Origin of the sequence: Clostridium sp. 19966 (assembly GCF_032335695.1) — a bacterium.
Classification (GTDB): domain Bacteria; phylum Bacillota; class Clostridia; order Clostridiales; family Clostridiaceae; genus JACTOJ01.
In genome coordinates, this window is sequence record NZ_JACTOJ010000014.1 from 1 (window position 1) to 24,601 (window position 24,601).

22 protein-coding genes and 1 pseudogene are annotated in these 24,601 nt (G+C 33.4%); 6 read left to right on the forward strand and 17 right to left on the reverse strand.

What is annotated here, in order from left to right; all coding sequences use genetic code 11:
* Positions 1–215 precede the first annotated feature (215 nt).
* Positions 216–755: a TetR-like C-terminal domain-containing protein gene (locus tag IAI10_RS14475; protein ID WP_315674001.1), complete on the reverse strand. Its 540-nt coding sequence runs from the start codon at positions 753–755 to the stop codon at positions 216–218.
* A gap of 186 nt (positions 756–941) precedes the next feature.
* On the opposite strand from IAI10_RS14475, the gene IAI10_RS14480 reads away from it, so the two are divergent.
* Positions 942–2,708, forward strand: a complete 1,767-nt coding sequence (locus IAI10_RS14480) for an oleate hydratase (protein ID WP_315674108.1) — start codon at positions 942–944, stop codon at positions 2,706–2,708.
* Positions 2,709–2,764: 56 nt separating this feature from the next.
* On the opposite strand, the gene IAI10_RS14485 is transcribed toward IAI10_RS14480, so the two are convergent.
* A complete protein-coding gene (locus IAI10_RS14485; protein WP_315674109.1) occupies positions 2,765–3,541 on the reverse strand; it encodes a class I SAM-dependent methyltransferase in 777 nt (258 codons plus the stop codon).
* 165 nt (positions 3,542–3,706) lie between these two features.
* On the opposite strand from IAI10_RS14485, the gene IAI10_RS14490 reads away from it, so the two are divergent.
* A complete protein-coding gene (locus IAI10_RS14490) occupies positions 3,707–3,883 on the forward strand; it encodes a hypothetical protein (RefSeq protein ID WP_315674002.1) in 177 nt (58 codons plus the stop codon).
* 40 nt (positions 3,884–3,923) lie between these two features.
* On the opposite strand, the gene IAI10_RS14495 is transcribed toward IAI10_RS14490, so the two are convergent.
* The 7 genes from IAI10_RS14495 to IAI10_RS14525 all read right to left on the reverse strand — a co-directional run bounded on the left by IAI10_RS14495 (position 3,924) and on the right by IAI10_RS14525 (position 12,169).
* Complete coding sequence (locus IAI10_RS14495; protein WP_315674003.1) at positions 3,924–5,276, reverse strand: TldD/PmbA family protein; 1,353 nt, start codon at positions 5,274–5,276, stop codon at positions 3,924–3,926.
* A 16-nt stretch (positions 5,277–5,292) separates the two neighbouring features.
* The gene (locus tag IAI10_RS14500; protein WP_315674004.1) at positions 5,293–6,672 is read right to left on the reverse strand and encodes a TldD/PmbA family protein; all 1,380 of its coding nucleotides are present in this window, start codon (positions 6,670–6,672) and stop codon (positions 5,293–5,295) included.
* A gap of 75 nt (positions 6,673–6,747) precedes the next feature.
* On the reverse strand, positions 6,748–7,485 hold the full coding sequence (gene nagB / locus IAI10_RS14505; RefSeq protein WP_315674005.1) for a glucosamine-6-phosphate deaminase: 738 nt from the start codon (positions 7,483–7,485) through the stop codon (positions 6,748–6,750).
* A gap of 5 nt (positions 7,486–7,490) precedes the next feature.
* The gene (gene nagA, locus IAI10_RS14510) at positions 7,491–8,666 is read right to left on the reverse strand and encodes an N-acetylglucosamine-6-phosphate deacetylase (RefSeq protein WP_315674006.1); all 1,176 of its coding nucleotides are present in this window, start codon (positions 8,664–8,666) and stop codon (positions 7,491–7,493) included.
* An 18-nt stretch (positions 8,667–8,684) separates the two neighbouring features.
* Positions 8,685–9,599, reverse strand: coding sequence for a BadF/BadG/BcrA/BcrD ATPase family protein (locus tag IAI10_RS14515; RefSeq protein WP_315674007.1), 915 nt, complete (start codon positions 9,597–9,599; stop codon positions 8,685–8,687).
* A 68-nt stretch (positions 9,600–9,667) separates the two neighbouring features.
* Positions 9,668–10,714 carry a MupG family TIM beta-alpha barrel fold protein gene (locus IAI10_RS14520; RefSeq protein ID WP_315674008.1) on the reverse strand — a complete coding sequence of 349 codons (1,047 nt, stop codon included), beginning with the start codon at positions 10,712–10,714 and terminating at the stop codon, positions 9,668–9,670.
* 27 nt (positions 10,715–10,741) lie between these two features.
* The gene (locus IAI10_RS14525; RefSeq protein WP_315674009.1) at positions 10,742–12,169 is read right to left on the reverse strand and encodes a PTS transporter subunit EIIC; all 1,428 of its coding nucleotides are present in this window, start codon (positions 12,167–12,169) and stop codon (positions 10,742–10,744) included.
* A gap of 358 nt (positions 12,170–12,527) precedes the next feature.
* Here IAI10_RS14525 and murQ point away from each other — a divergent pair, with 358 nt between their 5' ends.
* The 3 genes from murQ (at position 12,528) to IAI10_RS14540 (ending at position 14,941) form a co-directional block, all read left to right on the forward strand.
* Positions 12,528–13,436, forward strand: coding sequence for an N-acetylmuramic acid 6-phosphate etherase (gene murQ, locus IAI10_RS14530; RefSeq protein ID WP_315674010.1), 909 nt, complete (start codon positions 12,528–12,530; stop codon positions 13,434–13,436).
* A gap of 101 nt (positions 13,437–13,537) precedes the next feature.
* Entirely contained in the window at positions 13,538–14,374 is an 837-nt protein-coding gene (locus IAI10_RS14535; protein WP_315674011.1) for a MurR/RpiR family transcriptional regulator, read from the forward strand.
* Positions 14,375–14,452: 78 nt separating this feature from the next.
* Positions 14,453–14,941 carry a PTS glucose transporter subunit IIA gene (locus IAI10_RS14540; protein WP_315674012.1) on the forward strand — a complete coding sequence of 163 codons (489 nt, stop codon included), beginning with the start codon at positions 14,453–14,455 and terminating at the stop codon, positions 14,939–14,941.
* Positions 14,942–15,051: 110 nt separating this feature from the next.
* Here the strand turns inward: IAI10_RS14540 and IAI10_RS14545 are convergent, their stop codons facing one another.
* The 8 genes and pseudogenes from IAI10_RS14545 to IAI10_RS14585 form a co-directional block, all read right to left on the reverse strand.
* Positions 15,052–15,858 carry an ABC transporter ATP-binding protein gene (locus tag IAI10_RS14545; protein WP_315674013.1) on the reverse strand — a complete coding sequence of 269 codons (807 nt, stop codon included), beginning with the start codon at positions 15,856–15,858 and terminating at the stop codon, positions 15,052–15,054.
* Positions 15,858–16,889, reverse strand: coding sequence for an iron chelate uptake ABC transporter family permease subunit (locus IAI10_RS14550; protein WP_315674014.1), 1,032 nt, complete (start codon positions 16,887–16,889; stop codon positions 15,858–15,860). Before IAI10_RS14550 ends, IAI10_RS14545 begins: the two co-directional genes overlap by 1 nt.
* A pseudogene (locus tag IAI10_RS24680) lies at positions 16,886–17,743 on the reverse strand (iron chelate uptake ABC transporter family permease subunit). The gene IAI10_RS14550 and the pseudogene IAI10_RS24680 overlap by 4 nt, the downstream one beginning before the upstream one ends.
* A 217-nt stretch (positions 17,744–17,960) precedes the next feature.
* Positions 17,961–19,181: a DUF4179 domain-containing protein gene (locus IAI10_RS14565; protein ID WP_315674015.1), complete on the reverse strand. Its 1,221-nt coding sequence runs from the start codon at positions 19,179–19,181 to the stop codon at positions 17,961–17,963.
* Complete coding sequence (locus IAI10_RS14570) at positions 19,182–19,547, reverse strand: sigma-70 family RNA polymerase sigma factor (RefSeq protein ID WP_315674016.1); 366 nt, start codon at positions 19,545–19,547, stop codon at positions 19,182–19,184. It abuts the gene before it with no gap.
* A 9-nt stretch (positions 19,548–19,556) separates the two neighbouring features.
* Positions 19,557–19,715, reverse strand: a complete 159-nt coding sequence (locus IAI10_RS14575; RefSeq protein ID WP_315674017.1) for a hypothetical protein — start codon at positions 19,713–19,715, stop codon at positions 19,557–19,559.
* Positions 19,716–19,907: 192 nt separating this feature from the next.
* The gene (gene helD, locus IAI10_RS14580) at positions 19,908–22,151 is read right to left on the reverse strand and encodes an RNA polymerase recycling motor HelD (protein WP_315674018.1); all 2,244 of its coding nucleotides are present in this window, start codon (positions 22,149–22,151) and stop codon (positions 19,908–19,910) included.
* A gap of 294 nt (positions 22,152–22,445) precedes the next feature.
* Positions 22,446–23,303 (reverse strand): AraC family transcriptional regulator, encoded by an 858-nt coding sequence (locus tag IAI10_RS14585; protein ID WP_315674019.1) that lies wholly within the window; start codon positions 23,301–23,303, stop codon positions 22,446–22,448.
* Between the two features lie 141 nt (positions 23,304–23,444).
* On the opposite strand from IAI10_RS14585, the gene IAI10_RS14590 reads away from it, so the two are divergent.
* Positions 23,445–24,593 (forward strand): epoxide hydrolase, encoded by a 1,149-nt coding sequence (locus IAI10_RS14590; protein ID WP_315674020.1) that lies wholly within the window; start codon positions 23,445–23,447, stop codon positions 24,591–24,593.
* Positions 24,594–24,601: the final 8 nt, after the last annotated feature.

The window sequence follows — 24,601 nt, forward strand, 5'->3', positions numbered from 1 at the left end:
TTTGCGGTTGGCTAGACCTGCATTTATTTTAACATAGGAGTTTTTTTCTACTCAACGGCATAAGCCTTTTTTCTTCCACTTGCTTAGCAAGTGGTTTACTTTGTTGCACAAAAAAAGCATCTGTGAAAAAATTTCACAGATGCAATAAAATGTGTAGATTATAAATAGTATCCTGCATTATATATGTACTTTTGTCTTTCTATCATTAACTTGCATTATTCTAAATATTGTACCGCCAAGCATTCTTTCAACTCTGTCAGCAATATCTTCTTTTTTTCTCTAAGACCAGTGTTTATCCATTCTAAAAATTGTCCTGTTATGGCATAAGAAAAAAACACTGCAGTTTCCTTCTTTATTTTTTCATCAATGTCCATCTCTCTGGTTATATCCTTTATAACACCGCCTAATACTTCAGTGAATGTATTGCACAAAAACATCTCAAGATGTTCGCGGCCTAAGGATTTAGTTGTGTTGATGCAAATAGTTTTATTATCTATTGTATATTGAAGAACAAGAAAAAGCCCTTCCTTCCAATTGGATAAACTGCAGCATTGATCAAGTTCTTCAACAACTTCATTCTCAAATATCCATTGTAGCAAAGCATAAACGTCATGAAAATGATTGTAAAAGGTATGTCTTGTAACTCCACAGGTATCTGTAACCATTTTTACTGTTATTTTATTTACTGGAGTTTGTTTCATCAATTGCTTTAGAGAAAGCGCTAATGCGTTTTTTGTAACATGTGCTGTAGACATAAAGCAATCATTCCTTCCTTTATAATTTTTATCCTTACGAATGATCCATAGATTCATCTATACTATATTTTATTTTAACATTTAGCTTCTAATTAGCCTATAAAATATAATTTGCATAAAAATCTGCTATCCTGTAAACTTAAGCATTATAGCACATTTTAATTTACAATATCATTAAAATTACAAATTAATTTAAATGGAAATTATGAAGCTTTTGCACGTCATGAAAAACCAGCAAATGTTGATAAAAAATCAGCTTATCTTGTAGGTTCAGGCTTAGCATCCTTAGCAGCTGCATGTTTTTTAATACGAGATGGTCAAATGAAGGGTGAGCATATTCACATTCTAGAAGAATTAAGTATTCCTGGGGGCGCCTGTGATGGAATAAAAGATAGTCAAAAAGGCTTTATCATTAGATGCGGACGTGAGATGGAAAATCATTTTGAATGCTTATGGGATTTATTTCGTTCTATTCCTTCTCTAGAGACTGAAGGTGCTTCTGTTTTAGACGAATATTACTGGCTAAATAAAAAAGATCCTAATTACTCTCTTGTAAGAGCTACTGTAAACAGAGGTGAAGATGCACATACTGATGGTAAATTTGCTCTCAGCGAAAAAGCTTCTCTGGAAATTATAAAGCTATTTATGACAAAAGATGAAGATTTGTATGATAAAAAAATATCTGATGTATTTACAGAGGAATTTTATTCATCTAATTTCTGGCTTTACTGGCGTACAATGTTTGCTTTTGAAGAATGGCACAGCGCTTTAGAGATGAAATTTTACATTCAGAGGTTTATTCATCACATTGGTGGTTTACCTGACTTTTCGGCCTTAAAATTCACTAAGTATAATCAATATGAGTCACTTATTCTTCCAATGATAAAATACCTTGAGGCTCATGGAGTTCAGTTTCAATATGACACCACTGTAACAAATGTGATTTTTGATATTAACAGCGATAAAAAGATTGCAAAACAAATAATCTGCTTACATGATGGAAAAGAAGAAGGTATTGACTTAATAGAAGATGATTTAGTGTTTGTTACTAACGGCAGCTGCACAGAAAATTCTTCTCTTGGCGATGACAATCATGCTCCAGAATTTAATGATTCTGTAGGGGGCTGCTGGGGACTTTGGAGAAATATTGCTAAACAGGATCCTTCTTTTGGACATCCAGATAAATTCTTCACAAACACAAAAGCAACAAATTGGGAATCAGCTACAATCACTACTCTTGATAATACGATTCCTCCATATATCGAAAAAATATGTAAGCGTGATCCTTTTAGCGGTAAAGTTGTTACCGGTGGTATAATTTCAGCCAAGGATTCAAAATGGTTGATGAGCTATACTTTAAACCGACAGCCTCATTTTAAAGAACAGCCAAGAGACCAGCTTGTAATTTGGGTGTACGGACTTTTTACAGATGTTCCTGGCGACTATATAAAGAAGCCTATGAAAGAGTGTACCGGAATAGAGATTACTGAAGAATGGCTGTATCATTTAGGAGTTCCTGAATCAGAAATTCACGACATGGCCGTAAATTCTGCCCACTGTATACCATGTATAATGCCATATATCACTGCTTTCTTTATGCCAAGAACAAAAGGTGACAGACCAAAAGTTGTTCCAGATAAATGCGTGAACTTTGCCTTTATAGGACAATTTTCAGACCCAGTAAGAGATACGGTATTCACTACTGAATATTCAGTAAGGACTGCCATGGAAGCAGTTTACACCCTTCTAGATATAGACCGAGGTGTTCCTGAAGTGTTTAATTCCTGTTACGATGTGCGTGTGCTTCTGGATTCCACTTCAAAAATGATGGACGGTAAAAAGCTTATTGATATAAAGCTTCCTTTCATATTAAACTTGATTGAAAAGAAAACCTTAAAGAAAATCTCTGGAACAGTTATTGAAGATTTATTGAAAAGATATAATATAATTTAAGGTATTGTTATGATATACAGGTAAATTCGCTTTTAAACAAATTTACCTGTATATCTTTACTCTTTCTTCAAAATGTCTAAGGTATGAGCGCTTGCTCCTAGCAAATCTGATCTCTCACAGGTAGAAAAATGATACTTCATAAAAAGCTCAAAGGTATCTTCATCCATAGCATTTAAAACAGGACGCATATAATTAGCTGGTCCATCCGCTGCAATTATTTTTATTCTTTGAAGCTTTGCTGTCTCATTAATTTTATTAATATCTTCAATTCTAACATAATCATACAAGTCCTTTGGCTCTGCTATAACGTGAAAATTTTCATCAAGCTTGCCATTGTCCATTGAAGCACGGATATTATTTTCCTTAAATCCATAGGTTATTACGCTGTACTCATTCATGCAGTAGGCTACTAAAATGACTCCACCAGCCTTGGTTACTCTTTTTGCTTCTTCTAGAGCTTTTACTTTATCCTGAAAATTATATAGATGATACATTGGTCCAAAAACCAAGGCTATATCGAAGGTATTTTCTTCAAATCTCGATAAATCCAGCGCAGTCCCCTGCATAGCTTTTACCGTGCTTCCTTTTGACTTCAAAATGCCTAAATTATGCTTCACAAGCTCAATAGCAGTAACATCATAGCCTTCATTGGCCAACTGCACCGAGTATCTTCCTGTGCCCGCGCCCACATCTAAGATTTTTGCATTATCATTATTTTTAAGATAATCATGAATGTACTTCATAGAAGTTATATATTCAACTTGTCCATATTTTCTTGTTAATCTCTTATCTTCACAAAATTTATTATAGTATTTTTCAAGTTCCATTGTCATATCGTCATATTCCCCACTTGCTATCAGCATTAATTCCTCTTCAAATATATATTTATTATATATTAATATTGTATCATAACTACGATAAAGCTTTAAAGCCGCAATTTGCATTTACATAAAAACTTATTATATGCGCAAAATAACTTAGAAGGTGGTGATTACAGAATGGATAATAAATGGAAACAAAACAACAGTTTAAATTCTAAGGCTCAAGACAATTCACTAAATACTTCCCAGGATAATAAATTGTCTAGCTCTGCTAGCAAACATAAATATGTTGAGCCTCTTCCAGAATCTTCACGTCCAAGGCGAGATGGCCCTGGCGGAGAGGATGGAGAATAAAAATTTATCCACCCAAAATTTAAATTCTGGGTGGATTTTTTTATTCTCCGGCTATGGAAAGTTCCTTAACTACTATTGTAGGACTTCCAAAATATCCTCTTCCCGAAGGAAAACCGAATTTTAAATCTGAGCCTAGCTCTTCGATATCTTTTAGAACTTCATAAAAGTTTCCTGAAACCGTAATTTGCTCTATAGGTCTTTCAACACTTCCATCCTTTATTAGCAAGCCCTTAGCAGCTAAAGAGAAATCTCCTGATACAGGGTTAGCACCTGAATGAAGACCTTGAAGCTCTGTGATAAGAATTCCATTTTCTAAAACCTTGAGGATTTCTTCATAGCTATTCTTTCCAGGTTTAAAGTAAAAATTCGAAGGTGCGACCTCCACAGGTGAGGAATAAGTCATTTTTGAAGCATTTCCTGTGCTTTTTACTCCTTCCTTTGCTGCAGTCTTTAAATTATGCAACAGAGTTTTAAGCTCCCCTTCTTTTACAACTTCCTTAGTGTAAGCTGCAACTCCCTCTGCATCAAAAGGTCTAGAATTTAAGCCTTCCTTTAAAAAAGGGTCATCCAATATAGTTACCGCCTTACCTCCAATGGTTTCTCCAAGCTTATCCTTTAATAGAGACATTCCCTTTTGAGCATTATCCGCACTGAATACTCCAGAAAAAGTTTGAAGAAGGTTTGCCGCTATATCATTTTTTAAAGCTACTTTATATTTGCCTGATTTTACTGTTTTAGCTCCCTTGTAAGCTAAAGCGCTATCCACAGCCTCTTTGGCAAGCTCCTTTGCATCTATTTCTTCAAGACTTTTAGCAGCCTTAAATGCGTAGTCTGCATTCATTCTTTCGCCATCTTTAACAATTGCTTCAACGAAAGCAAATATAACATTTGATTTAAAGGATAAGTTAAGCCCCTTTGAATTCACTATCTGAGTAAGATTTTCACCTTCCTCCATTTCGCTTTCAGTCCTAATAACACTGTCATCCAGTTTCTTAGCCTCAGTTTCCAAATCAAAAGCCAGTTTTATCTTTTCGTTTACTGCAGTTTTAGATAGCTTTTCCTCAAAGCCTTCAAACTGACTATACTTGTCATCGCCGACATATATAATTTCTTTATCCTCTTTTTCAATAATAAGAGCATTTTCTTTTGCTGAATTTACAACAAAGTTAACCGCTTCTTCGTCTAGTATCTCGGTATAGGCATAGCCCATCTTACCTTCATATACCCCTCTAAAGCTAAGTCCCTGCTCTCCGCTTACAGTATACTTATCTATTTCTCCTTCGAATACTTGTACCCCAAGAGAATTTTCACTGGAATAATATATTTCATATTCGCTAAAGCCAACAAGCTCAGCCTTTTCAAATACTGCTTTCTTAAATTCCTCTAGTGTCATCTAAAAGACTCCTTTCTTACCTGCCACCAACAGTTATTTCAGAAACTCTTATCATAGGTTGCCCAACATTAGTAGGAATACTTCCGCTGCTGGAGCCGCACATCCCCTGACCCTGCTGCATATCTTTTCCTACCATATCGATGTTCATAAGGATCTCATCACCTTTACCTATCAAAGTAGCTCCTCTAACTGGTTTATCGACTTTGCCATTCTTTACAAGATAGCCTTCAGCTACTGCAAAATTAAATTCTCCAGTCACAGGATTTACAGAACCTCCGCCCATCTTTTTAGCATAGAGTCCATTGTCTATAGAAGCAATAATAGCCTCATTTGAATCCTCTCCTGCTGCAATAAAGGTATTGGTCATTCTTGAGGTAGGAGCATACTTATAGGATTGTCTTCTGCTGCTTCCTGTTGGCTCCATGTTCATTCTTCTTCCATTAAACTTGTCTATCATGTATCCTTTTAATATACCATTTTCAATAAGAACCTTTCTTCTGGTTGGCATTCCTTCATCATCAATGTTTAATGAACCCCAAAGATTTGGCATGGTTCCGTCATCTATGGCTGTTACTTTCTCGGAAGCTATCTTTTGGCCTAGTTTTCCTGCAAAAACAGAATTTCCTTTAGCTACAGAGGAAGCTTCCAAGGAATGCCCGCAAGCTTCATGGAATATTACTCCGCCAAAGCCATTGTCAATGGCAACAGTCATTCTGCCAGCAGGACAAGGCTCAGCATGAAGCATAGTTACAGCACTTTTGCTTGCACTTCTCCCATAGAAAGCAGGGTCTATAACCTGAAACATTTCAAAACCCATCCTTCTTCCAGGTCCCTCAGTACCTGTTTGATTTTCTATTCCATTGCTGGCAACAGAATTTATGCGAAGTCTTGTCCTTATTCTTCTATCCTCTGTTAAAAGTCCTTCACTGTTTGCAATGAGTACCTTCTGATCCTCATCAATATAATAGACAGCTACCTGAGCTATCTCGCTGCCGTAATTCTTGGCAGCTCCATAGGCCTGCTTTATTACATTTATCTTTTTAGCATTTCCTATTGAGGAAGGCACATATATTATCGGATGAATATTTGTATTTATTCTTTCCGCAAGATATATTTCTTTTTCTTCCTTACCATCTCCTAAAGCGGTTGCTGCCTTATAAGCGGATTCTAGCAAACCTGCTCTGCTTTTATCGTTAGTATAGGCATATACACATCTAAGTCCTTTAAATATTCTTATCCCAATACCAAAATCTCTGCCTGACACAGCATTTTCAATTTTGCCATTAATCATATCTATAGAATTACTTATGGTATCTTCTACAAATATTTCAGCAAAGTCTCCGCCGGTACATAGAGCTTTGGCTAATACCTCCTGAAGTATATCTTTTGAAATCATACTAGCATCCCCTTTCTACTTCTAAGATTAATATTCGACGTATAATTCTCAAATCCTTCCAAGTTCAGAGATTAATTAATCGGTTAAACAGAGCTTACTAGCTGCTTCATTGTCAACTATTACAGTAACATCTGAATGCAGCTGCAAAATAGAAGCAGGGACTTCTGGAGTTATCTTGCCATTAATTGCATTATTTATAGCCTCTGCCTTTGATGCTCCATTAGCAAGAAGCAGAATTTTTTTTGAACGCATTATTGTTTTTATTCCCATGCTTATAGCTTTAGTAGGTACATCCTCTATGGATTTAAAAAATCTAGAATTCGATTTAATTGTTTTCTCGTTTAAATTTACTAAATGAGTTTGTGCTTCAAAATTTACATTAGGTTCATTAAATCCAATATGACCATTTACACCAATTCCAAGTACTTGCACATCAATTCCTGCAGTATCTTTTATTTTTTGCTCATAGTTCAAACACTCTTTACATATATCTTTAGCTGTACCATCAGGTATATTTATATTTTTGCTATTAACGTTTATATGACCAAAAAAATTTTTCATCATATAGGTATGATAACTTTGATTGTCATCCCTACTCAATCCATAATACTCATCTAAATTAAAAGTTTTCACTTGAGAAAAATCTATTTGCTTGTTATTGTACATTTTAATTAATTCTTTATACATACCTTTAGGGGTATCCCCTGTTGCAAGTCCAATTACACTATCTGGTTTTAATATTATATGACTCGCCACTATAGAAGCTGCTTTTTTACTCATTTCTTCATAGTCTTTTACTACCAATATTCTCATATATATCACCTTCCTATGTTATTATCAGCAAATACATTTTTTCCCTCAACAATAGTCCGTTTCACACAAAAATCTTCATCAAATATTACCAAATCAGCATCTTTCCCTCTTTCGATGCTGCCTTTTCTGCTGTCTAGATTGATTTCTTTTGCTGCATTCAAGGATACCAGTGAAACAGCTTCATATATTTTTAAATTTGTATTTTCAACAATGTTTTTAACAGCTCTGTTTAATGTTAAAATACTCCCTGCTAGTGTTCCGTCTTCCAATCTAGCAGAATTATTTTTAACTATAACTTTTTGACCGCCCAATTCAGACACACCATCCTTCATGCAGCCAGCTCTCATCGAATCTGTTATAAGGATGATTTTATTACTTCCTTTTATATCAATTAAAATTTGAAATACTCCCGGATGTACATGTATTTTATCTGCAATCAATTCACAGCTGATGTGACTTTTAAATGCAGCGCCTACAATGCCTGGTTTTCTATGATTTAATGGACTCATAGCATTAAACAAATGTGTAGCATGACTTATGCCATTTTCTATAGAACTCATTGCCTCTTCATAGGTTGCGTTAGAATGCCCTATAGATAGGACAATATCTGTATTTTTTTTAACGGTTCTAATAAAATTAAAATTAGTATCCTTTTCAGGGGCCAGAGTTATAATTTTTATTACATCTTCATAAGGCTTTATAAATTCATAATCAGGTTCAATTATATAATCTTCCTTCTGAGCCCCTTTATATATCTGATTTATAAAGGGACCTTCCATATGAGCACCAAGAATTTTAGCTCCTTCCATTTCAAACTTCATTCCCGATCTTATTGATTCAAGAGCCTTGTATATCTTCTCCTTATCCATAGTCATAGTAGTTGGTAAAAAACCTGTAACACCATTTTTAGCAATAATTGAACTTATTATCTTTAAGCTTTCTATACTTCCGTCCATTGTATCCTTTCCACCAGATCCGTGTATGTGTAAATCTATAAAGCCAGGTGATAAATAGTTCCCTTTAGCATCAATTATCTCCAATTCTCCATACTTGTTATTCTCCATGCTAGTATTAAATTTCTCAATATTAACTATGTCTTTAATCTTATCATCAAATAACAACGCTTTATGTTCCAATACATGGTTTGTCATGATGATTTTAGCATTAACTATAGCTTTCACTGCCTTCATCTCCTTATTTTAATCACAATTAGTATCTATTTTTTCCTCTTCAATCTTATTTATATAATAAGCTCCTATCGTAGGAGAAACTTCCTCATCTATAATATCTTTAATCACAATATTTTCTTTTAAATAATCTTCAAAAACCCTTCTTAATATCTCAGCCTTTTTAATAACCCCACCAACTAAGGCTATAGGACAACCTTCAAATTTAAGCTTTCTATATAGATTTTCAACTGTCTTAGCAAGCTCTATTCCTTCATTAATTAGTATTTCACAGGCTGCTTTATCACCAGCTTCTCCTAATCTTGCAACTATAGGCGTTAACGCTGCTATTTCATCCTTAGTTGATGAATATACAAACTTTGTTATTTCATTTACAGAATTAATCTGAAGCTTGGACATGATTTGCCTGGTTAATTCTGATTTTGGAATAGAATGTTCTTCTTCAAATATCATTCTTTTTATAGCTTTTATTGCTATGCTGTAGCCGCTTCCTTCATCGCCTAATAAATTTCCCCAGCCGCCGCATTTTGAGGATATATTATTATTAATTCCAAAAGCTACTGAACCAGTACCAGCTATAACAAGTATTCCGTCTTTGCCTTTTAACATGGCTTTTAAAGCTATCTCAGCATCATTCATTACAACAGCATCAATTTTTAGTTTATTTTTTATTTTGTCTGATATGATTTTTGCATTTTCACCTACTTCTGATCCTGCAATTCCTAAATATACTCCTTTAAGCTCTGAAGTTCCCAATATATCTATTATTTCTTTTATTGAATTCACTATATTATTTAGTGCCGTTTCTCTATTATTTAGTAAATTAGCAAATCCTCTTTTTGAGGTTAAAATAACTTCTCCCTTTGAGCTGTAAGCACTAGCTTCTGTTTTTGTTCCGCCGCCGTCAACTCCTATAACATACTTCATATTATCACCACTATTCCAAGAAAAAATCTATCCTAAATAAATAAAAGGATAGATTTTTATTTTTTAAGTTATACTAATTTAAATCCCATGCCATCAGTTATATAATCTAAATATTTGATGTCATCAACACAAACTTTACCTATAATATTTACCTTAGGTTCTTTTTCAAGATCTTGTCTTGCAATTTCTAGTTCTCCAGAATATCTTAGATAATCTTGATTTCCAATAGAAATACTTCCTTTTTTGCGTTTCTTTAGCAGCTCTGGCTCAAAAATTCTACCCTGTGAACTAAATTCACGTGATTCTTGAGATCTAATAACATAATCACTAGAATCTGGTCTATCGTGTTGTACTATACCTTTAATAAATGAATATTTTTCATCAATTTCAGCATGTACAGAAATATATCCTTCTGATAATTCTTTTAGACTATTCCAAGCTTCATCTGTAATATCTACATCGCCAATCATGCATATATCGGTGTCACAATCCTTTATTAATTGAAGCACATTAAACAGCACATTACAATCTCTATGTTCTTCAACTGTGGGCAATCCCTTATAGAGAGGTCCTCTTAAGCTTTTATTTCCTGCTACAAAAGCGATTGTGGTTATTCCAAGATTTTTTAATCTTTGGTTTATTTTCAATACCTTCTTTAAAGATAGGCCTGTTAATGGTTTTGGATAAAAATTATGACAGGCTGAAAATTTTGAAAAATCTCCATTAAGCTTTTTTAATTCTTTTATATCTTTTTCGCTTAATGTTGATGCATTAAACATAATATTAAATTCCTTAGATAATTCAATTATTTGTTCGTAGGTAAAACCATAATCCAATCTTAAATGGGTTATGCTTGTCTGTCTCAATTCTTTAAAACTGCTAAATCCCATTTTTTCTAAAGTTCTTGGACCCACATCAACTATTAAATTCAGATTATTTATTTTACAAACATCTAATAATTTTTTTACCTCTTTTTCATAATCACTTACACTTTCTTCAGGTATATGAAGCGAGGTAAAAGCATATTTTGCATTATATTTGTGTGCTTTTTCAACTATTTCTTTATTTTTTTCGTATCCATATCCAAGATACAGTGATATTCCAAATTGACTCATAATTAAGCACCTTCTATTACAATCTAATTATTTTCCGTATACTTGATCAATTCTATCATGATCAACTACGAAGAAATAGGTCAATACAAAGCCACCTATATAGGCTCCTATCATAGCAATTACATAATAAATTTGACTTCCCGGCTGAACTATTAGTAATCCGAATATTCCTGAGACCCCTTGAGACACAGTTCCTAAGTTAAATATACGTGCTAATATTCCTCCAAGACCAGCTCCTAGACATGCTGTAATAAATGGTTTCCCAAGAGGAAGAGTCACAGCATACATCATTGGTTCACCAATTCCCAAAATTCCCACTGGTAAGGAATCTCTAGTCAATCTCTTTAATTTTTTATTTTTAGTTTTTAAATACAATGCAAAGCCAGCACCAACTTGACCACCACCAGCCATCATAAGTATAGGTAACAAATAATTTATTCCTTTTGTAGGTCCACTAGGATCATTTAACATAACATGGATTGGTGTTAATGCCTGATGTAATCCAACTGAAACCAATGGTAAGAACCCAGCAGATAGCACATAAGCTCCGAAGATTCCAAGCTTATTATATACAAAATCTAATATATAATAAATTCCACTGGTTAATCCAGCTCCAAGCGGTTGAAGTATCATTAAGGAAACTAAGCTGCCTACAACAACTGTTAGCAGCGGTGTAAAAAAAGTTTGAAGAATATCTGGCATAATCTTACGTAACTGTCTTTCTAATAATGCAAAGAACATACCACTAATAAGTGCTGCCAATAAACCACCTGCTGCAGGGTTAAATACTTTATCCGTAATTGGAAGAATTACTGCTGCTTTATGTGCACCATATTGAGCAAGAAGAGGCATTGCTGCATTTGAAACCGACATAGCTCCTGCCAATGCTCCAAGTACAGGAGAGCCTTTAAATTCTTTTGCCGCATTCATACCAACTAATATAGGCAAATAAAAGAAAAGAGCCCAGCCAATTGTTCTTATACACTCATACCACCATTGTCCACTTATAGCATTATGGCTTGATACATTTATTACATTTGTTATACCGTTAATTAATCCAGCTGCAATTATGCCTGGCAGCAAAGGTACGAAAACGTTTGCAATTCTTCTTAAAAACACTTGGACTGGATGAGTTTGTTTTGCCTTATTTTCAGATTTATTTTTATTTGCAATGTCTTCTGCGTTAACCTCTTCTGAAGTTCCTAAAGCAATACCCGTAAGTTCAGCAAATTGTTCTCCAACTTTATTTACTTTTCCTGGTCCAAAGACTATTTGCAAGGTATCGGATTCAACCACTCCTAAGACTCCATCAATTTTTTTAATTTCATCAGCTTTTACTTTTGAAGAGTCTTTTGTTGTTATTCTAAGCCTTGTCATACATGTCACATTACTTAAAATATTGCTTTTCCCGCCAACAGATTTTAATACTTCTTCAGCGATTTCTTTATAATCCATAGATAGCCCCTTTCTGTTATCATAAACAATTTACATTTATAATAACTTTAAAAATATTTTGTATTTTTCATATCTTCATTATAGCTTCTTCCTTATTCATGTCAATAATATTTCACTAATTATTATAATTTCATAAAATTTTATTTTATTTTTACCTTTTTAAAATAATATTCATATTTTTTAGCCACATTTTTATTACTATTATATCACTGTCTAGTATATGCAGCATTTTTTGATTTTTAGAACATGATTTTTTATTTGCTAGAATGTATTTATGAATTTTATTATACTCTGTATCAAAATATATTGAAATTTTATTTCATATTTATTATAATTAATTAAGAAAGGAGTGATTGTAATGAATGTTAATTTAAACATTCTTGATACAGAAAAAATTAATGAGAACAGCATAAATATTGACATTATGGATACCGAAAATATTCTTAAAACAATTAATAACGAAGATAAAAAGATTGCATTGGCAGTAGAAAATGCTATCCCAGATATAAAAAACTTGGTAGATCTTGCTCACACAAGGATGTTATCAGGGGGACGCATTATTTATATAGGTGCTGGTACTAGCGGAAGACTCGGTGTTTTAGATGCCAGCGAATGTCCTCCAACATATGGTGTAGAGCCTTCTTTAGTTCAAGGACTAATTGCAGGCGGATATAGTGCACTCCTTAAAGCTAAAGAAGGTGCTGAAGATTCACTGACACTTGCTAAAGAAGATTTAATAAATATAAAGCTAAATGAGAATGATACTGTTATTGGACTAGCTGCCAGCGGAAGAACTCCATATGTAGTTGGTGGACTTAGCTATGCTAATGAGGTAGGTGCATTGACTAGCTCAATAGCCTGTGTACATTCATCAGAAATCGGTAAACATGCAGATATATCAATTGAAGTTGTAGTAGGACCCGAAGTTGTAACTGGAAGCACAAGAATGAAAGCGGGAACTGCACAAAAAATGGTTTTAAATATGATTTCTACCTCCCTAATGATAAAATTAGGAAAAGTTTATACAAATTTAATGGTTGATGTTAAACCAACTAACGAAAAATTAATTCAACGTGCTAAAAACATTATTTCTATGAGCGGGAAATGTACAATAGATGAAGCTTCAAAATATTTAATCGACAGCGATTACAATGTTAAGGTGGCAATATGTATGGTTTTAACCAAACAAAGCAAAGAAGTTTGCGAAAAAATTTTGGATAGGGAAAATGGTAATATCTCTAGAGCTATTAGAAATATAAAAAATTAATTTTTTATGTAATTTGCAAAAATATTTGATACAATTACTCTATAGTAATTTTTATAAATGAGTATCAAATTATTCGATGGAATTAAAAGAGAGGTCTTTCAATGGGATGTCTATATAAAATTAAATCATTTAAAAATTTCACAAAAACAGAAGAAAAACTTGCAAAGTATATTACAGAAAACGTTAATGGCATAATATATGATTCTGTACAAGACATTGCAGCAAAAGCAGATATATCTCCAGCTGCAGTTATAAGATTTTCAAAGAAACTTGGATATAACGGATTTGCTGAATTAAAAATCGATCTTGCAAAGGATAATACTGAAGAGGTTCCTTTATTTTCCGAAAAAATTTGTCAAAAGGATTCCTTAAAGACAATAGTAAAAAAATCAAAAGCATCTGATGCTTCCGCCGTAGAGCAAACCTATAAACTTTTAAGAATAGAAACTTTAAACGATGCAGTGCAAGCTATGAAAAATGCTAAGCGTATTTATTTATTTGGCATAGGCAGCTCTGGTATATGTTGTTATGATTTAGCACAAAAACTATCTCGTGTTGGATACAATGCGGTTTTTTATAATGATTTTCATATACAATTAGCCGCATCAAATTATATATCAAAAGATGATGTTGCTCTTGCGGTTAGCTACAGCGGAAATACAAAAGAAATAAATGTAGCTATGGAATATGCAAAAGATCAAGGTGCAACTACTATTTCAATAACTCAATTTACAAAAAGTCCATTGTTAAAATTCTCAGATTTAGCCTTATATATACCCTCTCAAGAAAAGGACTTAAGACTTGGTGCTGTTTCTTCAAGGAATGCATCTTTGATTTTAACGGATCTGTTATATTTAGGCATGATTACAGATGAATTAGACGAGAATAAGAAAAATTTAATTTCTTCACGAACTTTAGTAAATAAACTTAGATTATAATCCATATACATTTTTTAAAACAAATTTATTCACTTCAAAAATTTATATTTTAACATATGAAAAGAAAGGAATATAAGTATGTTTAATCTTTTAAAAAACAAATCGAATAAAGAGATAAAATTGATTGCACCCATAACTGGAAAAACAATAGATATATCTGAAGTACCAGATGAAGTATTTTCTCAAAAAATGCTCGGTGACGGAATCGCAATAAAACCTACTGGAGATTTAATAGTTGCCCCTGCTAATGGGAAAATAACATTAATACTTAAATCATTGCATGCTTTTGTACTAACACTAGCTAATGGTACTGAGCTATTAGTGCATATAGGACTTGATACCGTTTCGTTAAACGGCGAAGGATTTGAGCAGTTAGTTGAAGAAGGAACTAATGTTAAAGCAGGAACTCCCGTCATAAAAATAAACAGAGATTTTATTTTGAGTAAAGGTCTCTCTTTAATTTCTCCTATTGTGATTACTAATATGGATACCATAAAGAAATTAACTCCATATACTGATAAAGACGTTATTTCTGGACAAGACGAAATAATTAACATTAATTTTTAATAATTTAAAATAATTTTCCTATATACCGTAAGAGAGTGACATTTTCATAATAATATCACTCCCTGTTTTTTTGATGATTTTCACTTCATTTATAAATACATGACTTATTTTTATATATTAACATGATGTCTTCCCTTCGGTACTATAAAAGGTGAAGCAGATACTGGATCTTGTATAACTACGCAATCTAAATCAAATACTTCACTGATCAGTTTTGGTGTAATAACCTCTGATGGTACCCCTTGATCAATTAATTTCCCCTTTCGAAGAGCAAATATGTAGTCTGCATATCTAGCAGATAAATTTATATCATGAAGTACCATAACAATAGTAGTTCCTCTTTTACGATTCAAATCTGTTAACAAATCAAGGATTTCTACTTGATAAGCAATATCAAGATAAGTAGTTGGCTCGTCCAAAAGAAGTATGTCTGTCTGCTGTGCAAGTGCCATTGCAATCCACACTCTTTGGCGCTGTCCACCAGATAACTCATCTACGCTTCTATTCGCAAGCTCTGTTATTCCCATTATTTCAAGAGCTTCTTCTACAGCCTGAAAATCTTCTTTATCCATACCTTTTAATAAGGATTGATATGGATACCTACCTCTAGAAACTAAATCACAAACAGTTATACCTTCTGGAACCACTGGTGACTGAGGAAGCAATCCTAAAACTTGCGCCAGCTGTTTGGAGGGCATGGAAGTGATTTTTTTACCATTGATTATAACTTCTCCAGAAGCAGGTTTAATAAGTCTTGCTAGTGTTTTAAGCAATGTTGATTTACCACATGCATTAGCTCCGATAATGACACTAATCTTGTTACTTGGAATAGTTATATTAATTCCATTAATTATAATCTTTTTGTCATATCCAGTTACTATTTCTTTTGCTTCAAATAATTGTTGTTCTCTAGTCATTATGCTTGACCCCTCCTATTTATGATTACTAATAGAAACAGCATATATGGTGCTCTCAAAATCCCTGTAACCACACCTACAGGAAATCTTGTGCTAAATGCAAACTGACCAAGCAAATCTGCTCCAAGTACTAATAAGGCTCCAACTAAACCTGAGGATAGAACATTTGGTGCGCCCGCTCCTACAAGTCTAGCTGCTATTGGCCACGATAAAAATGCTACAAAAGCTATAGGTCCTGTAACTGAAGTCGCAAAAGCAATTAAGAATACCGCACTTAAAATTAAAATAATACGTACTAAATTTATTTTAACCCCAAGTGTCGTTGCAAACTCATCTCCTAGTTCTAGTATTTGGAGTTGCTTTGTTAATAATAAAACAATAACCCCAAATATAACAACCACTGTAAATAAAGTTGGTACATTTTTAATACTCATTCCATTTAAACTTCCACTTAGCCATCTATATGCATTTGAGACATCATATTGTGAGGCTTTAGCTAGCAAATAGGATATGAGAGCGTTTATCATTGCCTGCATTCCAATTCCTATAAGTATTAATCTGCTGCCTGAAAATCCTGAACCTTTAGATAACACATATATAAGAGCTGAAACTATAAGTCCAGAGATAACTGCTGCTATAGAAATACTGCTTCCACTCTTATGAAGAACTAATATAAAAAAAACTGCTGCAATGCTTGAACCTGAACTTATACCTATAATATCAGGACTAGCTAATGGATTTCTTAGCATAGTTTGAAATGTATTTCCTGCTATACCAAAAGCTAAACCCGCTAAAAGTCCACAGAGCATTCTTGGCAAGCGTAGAGTTTCTATAGCGAAGGTGGCACCTTGTATTTGTTCTCCACCAATAACTCTTATAACTGTACTTAATTGATAATTAGTTTTGCCATATAGAAGCATCATTCCGCAAACGCATACTGTTATAACAAGAAGTATTATATTGATACTAACTGAACGGATTTTCCTTTTAATATAACCTTGTTTAACCATAGAGTGATTACTTTCTATCATATAGTTCTCACCTTGGCTTTCCTAGCAATGGCAATGAGGATTGGCGCCCCTAAAAATGCTGTAACAATACCAACCTGAAGTTCACCTGGGCTTCCAATTATCCTTCCCAAAACATCTATCTGAAATTGTCAATAGTGCCGCCCCTCCCACAGCTGATAGAGGAACTATACCTTTCAAATTAGAGCCAAAAATAAGGCGCATACTATGAGGTATCATTAGTCCTATAAATCCAACAGGTCCGGCAATTGCAGTAGTTGCACCACACAATACAACTCCTGCAACCGCACAGATCAATCTAATAATTCCAACATTTACACCTAAACCAGTTGCAGCATCATCTCCTAATGCTAAAACATTCAGTGCTGGCGCTGATATTATGCTTATTATTACCCCAATTATTATAAATGGTAATATAAATCATATTCCTCTTGTGTGATTCCTGAGTATGCCGCCAATATAACATCTGGTTTAGCATTGCTTATGGCCTCATAATCCAAACCATCTACATCATTAAAGGTAACAGGCTTTTCTACTCCTAATTCCTTATATTTTGCTGCAGTCCAAGGTAACAGACCATTTTCATCTGATTTGCCATAATTCGCCTTAGATACCCCAGCTGGTACAGTCCCTAATGCTAAAGGTACATCTTGGTTTCCCCAAGAGATTGTAACTATTCTTTTAGGCTGTTTTTCTATAACAGTTTCACCGAAGGCATGTTTAATTTTTATTGGATAAGTAGCAGAAGCACTTCCCCCTTCTTTAGATTTATCTTGATTGTTTGCCGTTTGGCTTGAGCACCCTGTTATTAACAAAGCGCAAGTAAGGATAATAGCACTTATTCCTTTTAGTTTCATAGTGTCCCTCCTAATTGTTATATTGATTATACTCAGATAATTATTGATCAAATTAAACACCGTTAAAATACAAATGACTTTCATTATCAAATCATTTCATTTCAAAACTTTTTTTAATTTCTAAAACAACTTTTTCTATACTAAAAAAGCTGGTCTCTCCAGGCCAGCTTTTGTAAATTCTATCAAATTAAAACTTTATCTTGCTTTTTTATAATAGCTACTTTATTCTTATTTTTACCGGCGTAATATTTGTAAAAGGCTTTCCTGGTGAATAATTAAGCTGGCTAATCACTAAATACAATTCTTTTGAATTATTAAAATAGCTGCTCTGAAAGGTTAAATGTATACAATCATTAGCATCAATATTGTGAAATACACCATCAATCAATAAATATTTATTACCCTTTTCATCCACTAAATATAGTATTTTAGACATATCACCGCCAATTACCCTTCCTATTGCCCAGCATTGAGAATTATCAACTTTGCTCTTCCCTAATTTAACTGTAGCATCAATATGAGCTGGAGAAATATCTAAGGCCTCTATGGTAAAGTCAGTGTTATTTGTAGAGAATTTTATATTACTATATTTTTCTGATTTTAACTTTGAAGAATCCTTATTAAGATTTATATTAAAAGCCCAATTACCTTCAGTATTAATAGGCTGTCTATTGAATTTTTTAACAAATTCATTATACTTATCCTTTGAATAAGACATGTTATAAGCTTCAGTAAATCCAGTAATTTTCAAATTTATATCATTAGGAATCGAGTTATTCTTATTGGCAATTAATTCAATTAATCCACTAGTCTGCTTATCTTTAGCGTAATCATCACTAGCGTTTCCTAATGAAGAAACTATACATCTATAATTTAGGCCGCTAGTCATTACTAAATAATCTTCTGTACTATTTTCCACTTGTGGCACAGCTACTTGAGATTTAAAATCTTTGCTGTTGAAAATTTCTTTGCCACTATTATCTGTAATGGTAAGATCATTTAAAAGAAGGTTCTTAATATCTTTATTGTCCTTTGAACCATTTAAAGTGTAAAATAAGAATAAATTTTTATCATCTGAAACCACATTGTTAATGGTGACGCTTATATTATTATCAGTTTGAGTCTTGCTTATATTCTGTGCATAGTTTTGTTTTTCTGCATTAACTATATTCTTATCATAATTGAACTGCAGTGCATTTGATAAGGATGAAAGTACTGGTACATTTTTTACTGATTCTGCAAAGGTTGGGCTTATATTTACACCCACAATAAATATAGAAAATGCGCTTGCTATTCCAATATTAAATTTAAAAATTCTGTTTCTAATCTTCTTCCTTTTCTTATCATGTTTTACTTTTTCTAATGTGCTTTGTATAGTATAATCAAGCTGCTTTGAAACTTTTATATTTTCGAATCCGTTCTTGAACTCATAAGACATTTAAATACACTCCTCTTTTAATTCAATTTTTAATTTTTTAAGAGCTCTCCTCAAATAAACCTTTATTGTTCCTTCAGGATAGTTCAACAGCTTTGATATTTGAGAAATAGTCATATCTTGAAAATATTTTAATATAATTATGTTCTTATACTTTATATTTAATCTATCAATAGCATTGTATAAATCTATATTTTTAGATATATCAAATTCATTTTCTGATATGTCATTACCATCGTTCATATTTTCATATTCATTTGTATAAATTATTTTATTACTTTTCCTTAATTTAGCTACAGCACAATTAATAAGTATTTTAGTAATCCAAGTTTTAAAAAATTGAGGATTTTTTAGACCGCTTATATTCATATAAGCGGTCTAAATAGTTTCGCTTACTATATCTAAGGCTTCCTGCTCATTTTTTACATAGGCAAAAGCTATTTTATATAAATCTTCCTTGCAATAATTGATTATAATCTCAAAGGCTTTATCATCCCCTTTCTTAGCCTTTTTTACCGCTACTTCAATATCATCCATTCTTTCACCTCTAACTTTTAGTTTGAGTATTTAAGTAACTTATCAGAAAATCGCTTTATACCAATTAGATGTTTTCTCCCTTAAAAAAAGTTACACATAATCAAAATTTTTCCTCTAAAATTTAAAAATATTTTATAAAAAAATCCGGTAGAAAGCATACGGATGCTTAACTATCGGATTTTTGTTATTTGGTTAATAACTTTCTTTCAGCAATGAGGTAATCTCGCCGGAATAGTATACGCATAAAGCATGAAGGGCTCTAGTGCAGGCAGTATAAAGCAGCAGTCTTTCCTCTTCACAGCTATAATTTCCATCCCCTGCATTATATATAAGCACTGCATCAAATTCTAATCCTTTTGAAAGGTAAGATGGAATTATCAAAGTATCACTTACATATTCATCATCATCCCTCATTATGACATTAACTTGCCCCTTATCTTTTAAGAAGCTGTATACCTCTTTTGCTTCTTTTACGGTCCTTGTTATGATGCCAACGGATTTGTACCCCTTATCCTTATACCTTTTTATATCCTCAACAAGCCTTTCTTTTATGGCCTCTTCATCTTTGAAACCAAGGAGCAAAGGCTCATCTCCATTTCTTTCTACGCATTCAGCAAAAGTCCCCTTATTAAGCAGCCTCCTTGAAAATCTAGTAATTTCTATTGTTGATCTGTAGCTTTTGGTTAAGTTTATTATGCAGGTATTAGCTTTTGAAAATATATTGGATATATTGCTATAATTCCCTACATTCATAAAAGGATTGATGGATTGGTTCAAATCTCCCAGTATGGTGATGCTGGCAGACTGGAACAGCTGATGAAATATCTCATACTGCATGGGTGTATAGTCCTGCGCTTCATCAATAATAACATATTTGATTTCTGAGGTTTTTGGCAGATCTCCAATAGCACCTTTTAGATACAGAAGAGGCGGCTGATCCTCATAATTAAGCATTCCAATATTTAAATTTTCTAGGGTATATCTTTTGATTTCATCAATTTCCATCTCACCGTATTTAGTATTTGAACCTTCATAAAAAGACTCAAGCTTCTCAAAAAGCTTTTTATAGATATCCACCAAATCAATTTCTGTCATTCTATTGATTTCACGATAAATATCCTTCATTTCTTTCTTTACAATAAGTATACTTTTCTCCAGGATTTCCACTTTGCTTATATAAGAATCTGATTTCTCAAGCTCACTAGCCACTTCTTCTGTTCTCGGTTGTTTATAGGGCTCTAAAAGAAACAAGATTCTTTCTTTAATCTTTTCAAGCCTCCTTTTCAGTGGAAGCCGTACGTAATCTTTAAAAAATAATTCCTGTATATCCTTGGAGGAAATTATCAAATTATCCCTGAAAATGATATCCGTAAAATCTCTATCCATATTTTCAAGATGGGTTACATATCCTTTTAATATATTTACAAATTCTATCGAAGACTTAAATTTTATATTGTTGATTCTCTTTTGGTAAGAAGCCTCTTTCTTATAGACAAGTATATGTTCCATCATATCGCCATAGTTTTCCTTTGCAAGCTCATTACCTAAGGCTCCATGCATATATTCCTTAAAAGTAGTCTGGTACATATTGTCTTCTCCAAGCTGTGGTAATACATTGGAAATATAATCATTAAAAATATCATTTGGAGAGAATATCACTATATTTTGAGGTTTTATTTTATCTCGATGTTTATATAAAAGATAGGCAATTCTATGAAGAGCAATAGAGGTTTTTCCACTTCCAGCAGGGCCTTGAACAATTAGATTTTTGTACTCCTCATTACGAATTACCTTGTTCTGCTCTCTTTGAATAGTTGTTACTATTGTCTTCATTTTACTATCAGTGCTTTTACTCAGCATATCCTGCAACACTTCATCGTCTATCTTAATATTGCTGTCAAACATATACTGAATTTTACTATCATTAATTTTGTACTGTCTTTTCAGCATAAGCTCCCCACCTACAATTCCTTCAGGACATAGATAGCTAGCCTCTCCGATTTCATAATCATAAAACATGCTTGAAACTGGCGCACGCCAGTCATATACGAGAACATCATAGTTTTCATCAATAAGATTTGAGATTCCAATATAACACTTTTCAGCTTTCTTCTCTCCCTTTTCAAGAAAATCAATTCTTCCGAAATAGGGTGATAAAAGCATTTTTTCATATTTATCCTCAAGTTTTCTGGTAAATTCATGATTTCTCTTCTCTATTTTCATTGTGTTGATAAATTGCATGAAATCTACAATCTGTTCCAATCCATTGCTTACGGAAACAGAACCTATATCCTGCCACAGTTCCTTCTGTGTTTGAATTGCATCCTTTTTAAATCTTTCCCTAAAATTATGCTTCTCATCAAGCTGTTTTCTGACCTCCTTCAGCACCTCCTGTAACCGTTGGTTTTCAAGCTTCCATTCCATTTCATTCTTCATAATATACCCCCCTCCTTTTTGATGAAAAGAATTTTTTTCAAATACTATTGACATTATTATTATAAGAGCGTATAATATAATTGTAGAATTATATTATACTTCGTCTAAAAATAGTGTGTTAGATTTAGTTTATCATTTCTATTTTGTTATGTCAATATAAATGCATTTGTCGTCCGGCAAGTGTTTTTTTGTTGTTCAGTTTAGATTTCATTGAGTTTTAAACTCTTCTAAGCACAGTCAATTTTAATCTCCCCTTTACCTTATATAAATCAATACCTTGTAAAACCATTAAGTTTAATGCTGATAATAAGCAAACTCGCGGGAAGCATTTCTAAACTCCGTTGGTGTCATCCCTCTCTTAGCAGTAAATTGTTTTATAAAATATGTGTCGTATTCAAATCCAGCTGTGCGTGCAATTTCGTTTAAGCTCATATCTGTATGAGTTAGCAGGCTCTCTGCAACCTGTAAGCGATATTTCAGTAAATATCCCATTGCTGTATAGCCGCACAAATCCTTAAACATTTTATTTAGAGACACTCTATTTATATGAGCACAGCTTGTCAAGTCTTCTAAACTTATTTTATCACCATAGTTTGTATGTATATATTCTAAAACCAAATCAACCGGTGACTGCTCACCATGTTTGTTTAGCTCCTCAAGCAAACCTAATATTTGTATCAGATACTTTTTTATTCTGCACACCCAAAGCGGATCGCTCTGCGCATATACTTCTGTTCCCAAGATAAAGAACCATTCATATATTTTAGGATAGGCTTTCTCCGTAACAGCATATGCCCCTGTATTCATTTCATCTTTGTTAAAGAGAGAAAGACCCGTTTCTATTTTTAATCTATTGGACAAATAGCCCTTATCTTCAGAAAAATAAGCTGTATCGAAAAAATCTGGATGGAAGGAAAAGGATTGTGCAGCTATCTTCTGCTTTTCTAAAACTTGTATTCTATCATTCACAGACAAGCAAAGAATGCTTGGAGCAGCAATTTTTATCGGATAATCATTTAGCATTAAATTCATGCTTCCGCTTGTGATAAAAATTATAGTTAAGCGTTCCTTATAGGGGAGTTTATTAAAATCTTCCTTTGGGAAAAATTCAATATATACAGCTCTATTCTTGTAGTTATCCATTTGAGGCATAAATATTCCTCCATTACAAATAGTATAGTTAAAAGCTTCTTTTATATCATTGTATCATAATTTTGAAATGATAAACTATTCTTAAGCAATGAGGTTTTGGTCAATAAAGCTTAACATAACTCACAAGAAAGGAGAATATTTATGTCTATCGAAGGTTTCAATATTAAAGTATCTGATGAATTACTTAAGGATTTAAAATATAGACTAGACCATGTACGCTTTCCAGATCAGTTAGAAGCTTCACTTTGGGAGAGAGGTACTGATATAAATTATCTAAAGTCCCTAGTTTCCTATTGGGGGAATGAATTTAATTGGCGTGCGCAAGAGAAAAATTTAAATCGCTTTTCTCAGTTTCACTGCAAGGTGGACGGAATAGATATTCATTTCATACACCAGCGCGGCAAGGGAAATAATCCTATGCCAATTATCCTTACTCATGGATGGCCAGACAGTTATATACGCTACCAAAAGCTTATACCACTGCTCACCGATCCTGTTAAGCACGGCGGAAATCCGGAAGATTCTTTTGATGTAATTGTCCCTTCCCTGCCTGGATTTGGCTTCTCTAGTAAACCTAAGCAGGGTGGCATGAACAATTATCAAATTTCTCAGCTTTGGTCAAAGCTTATGACGGAAGGACTTGGTTATAGTAAATTTGCTGCTGCAGGTGGAGATGTTGGTTCCGGCGTTACAAGATATCTTGCCTTTAACCATCCTGAGCTTCTAATAGGAATGCATTTAACAGATATCGGTATAATTAAAGCTCTCTTAGCTACACAGAATGAGTCTGAGCTCTCAAAGGAAGAATTGCAATATAATAGAAATGCAGCTGCATGGATTTCTAAGGAGGGAGCTTATATGTCTATTCAATCTACAAAACCTCAGACCCTTGCCTACGGACTTTCCGACTCACCAGTAGGTTTAGCAGCTTGGATTATTGAAAAATTTCGTGACTGGAGCGATTGTAAGGGTGACCTAAATCTAAGCTTTAGTAAGGATGAATTGCTCACCAATATAATGATATATTGGATTACAAATACTATAGGCTCATCAGCAAATATATATTATGAAAATGTGAACTCTCTCCCAGAATTAGGATTTATAGAGGTGCCCACAGGACTAGCTCTTTTCCCTGCTGATATATTGCTGCCGCCAAAAGAATGGGCGAAGAAAAACCTGAATATAACCCGCTGGACTGTGCTGCCTAGAGGCGGACATTTTACCGCCATGGAAGAACCCGAGCTTTTAGCTGAGGAAATTAAAGCTTTCTTCAGACCATATAGAACTTAAATTTAGAA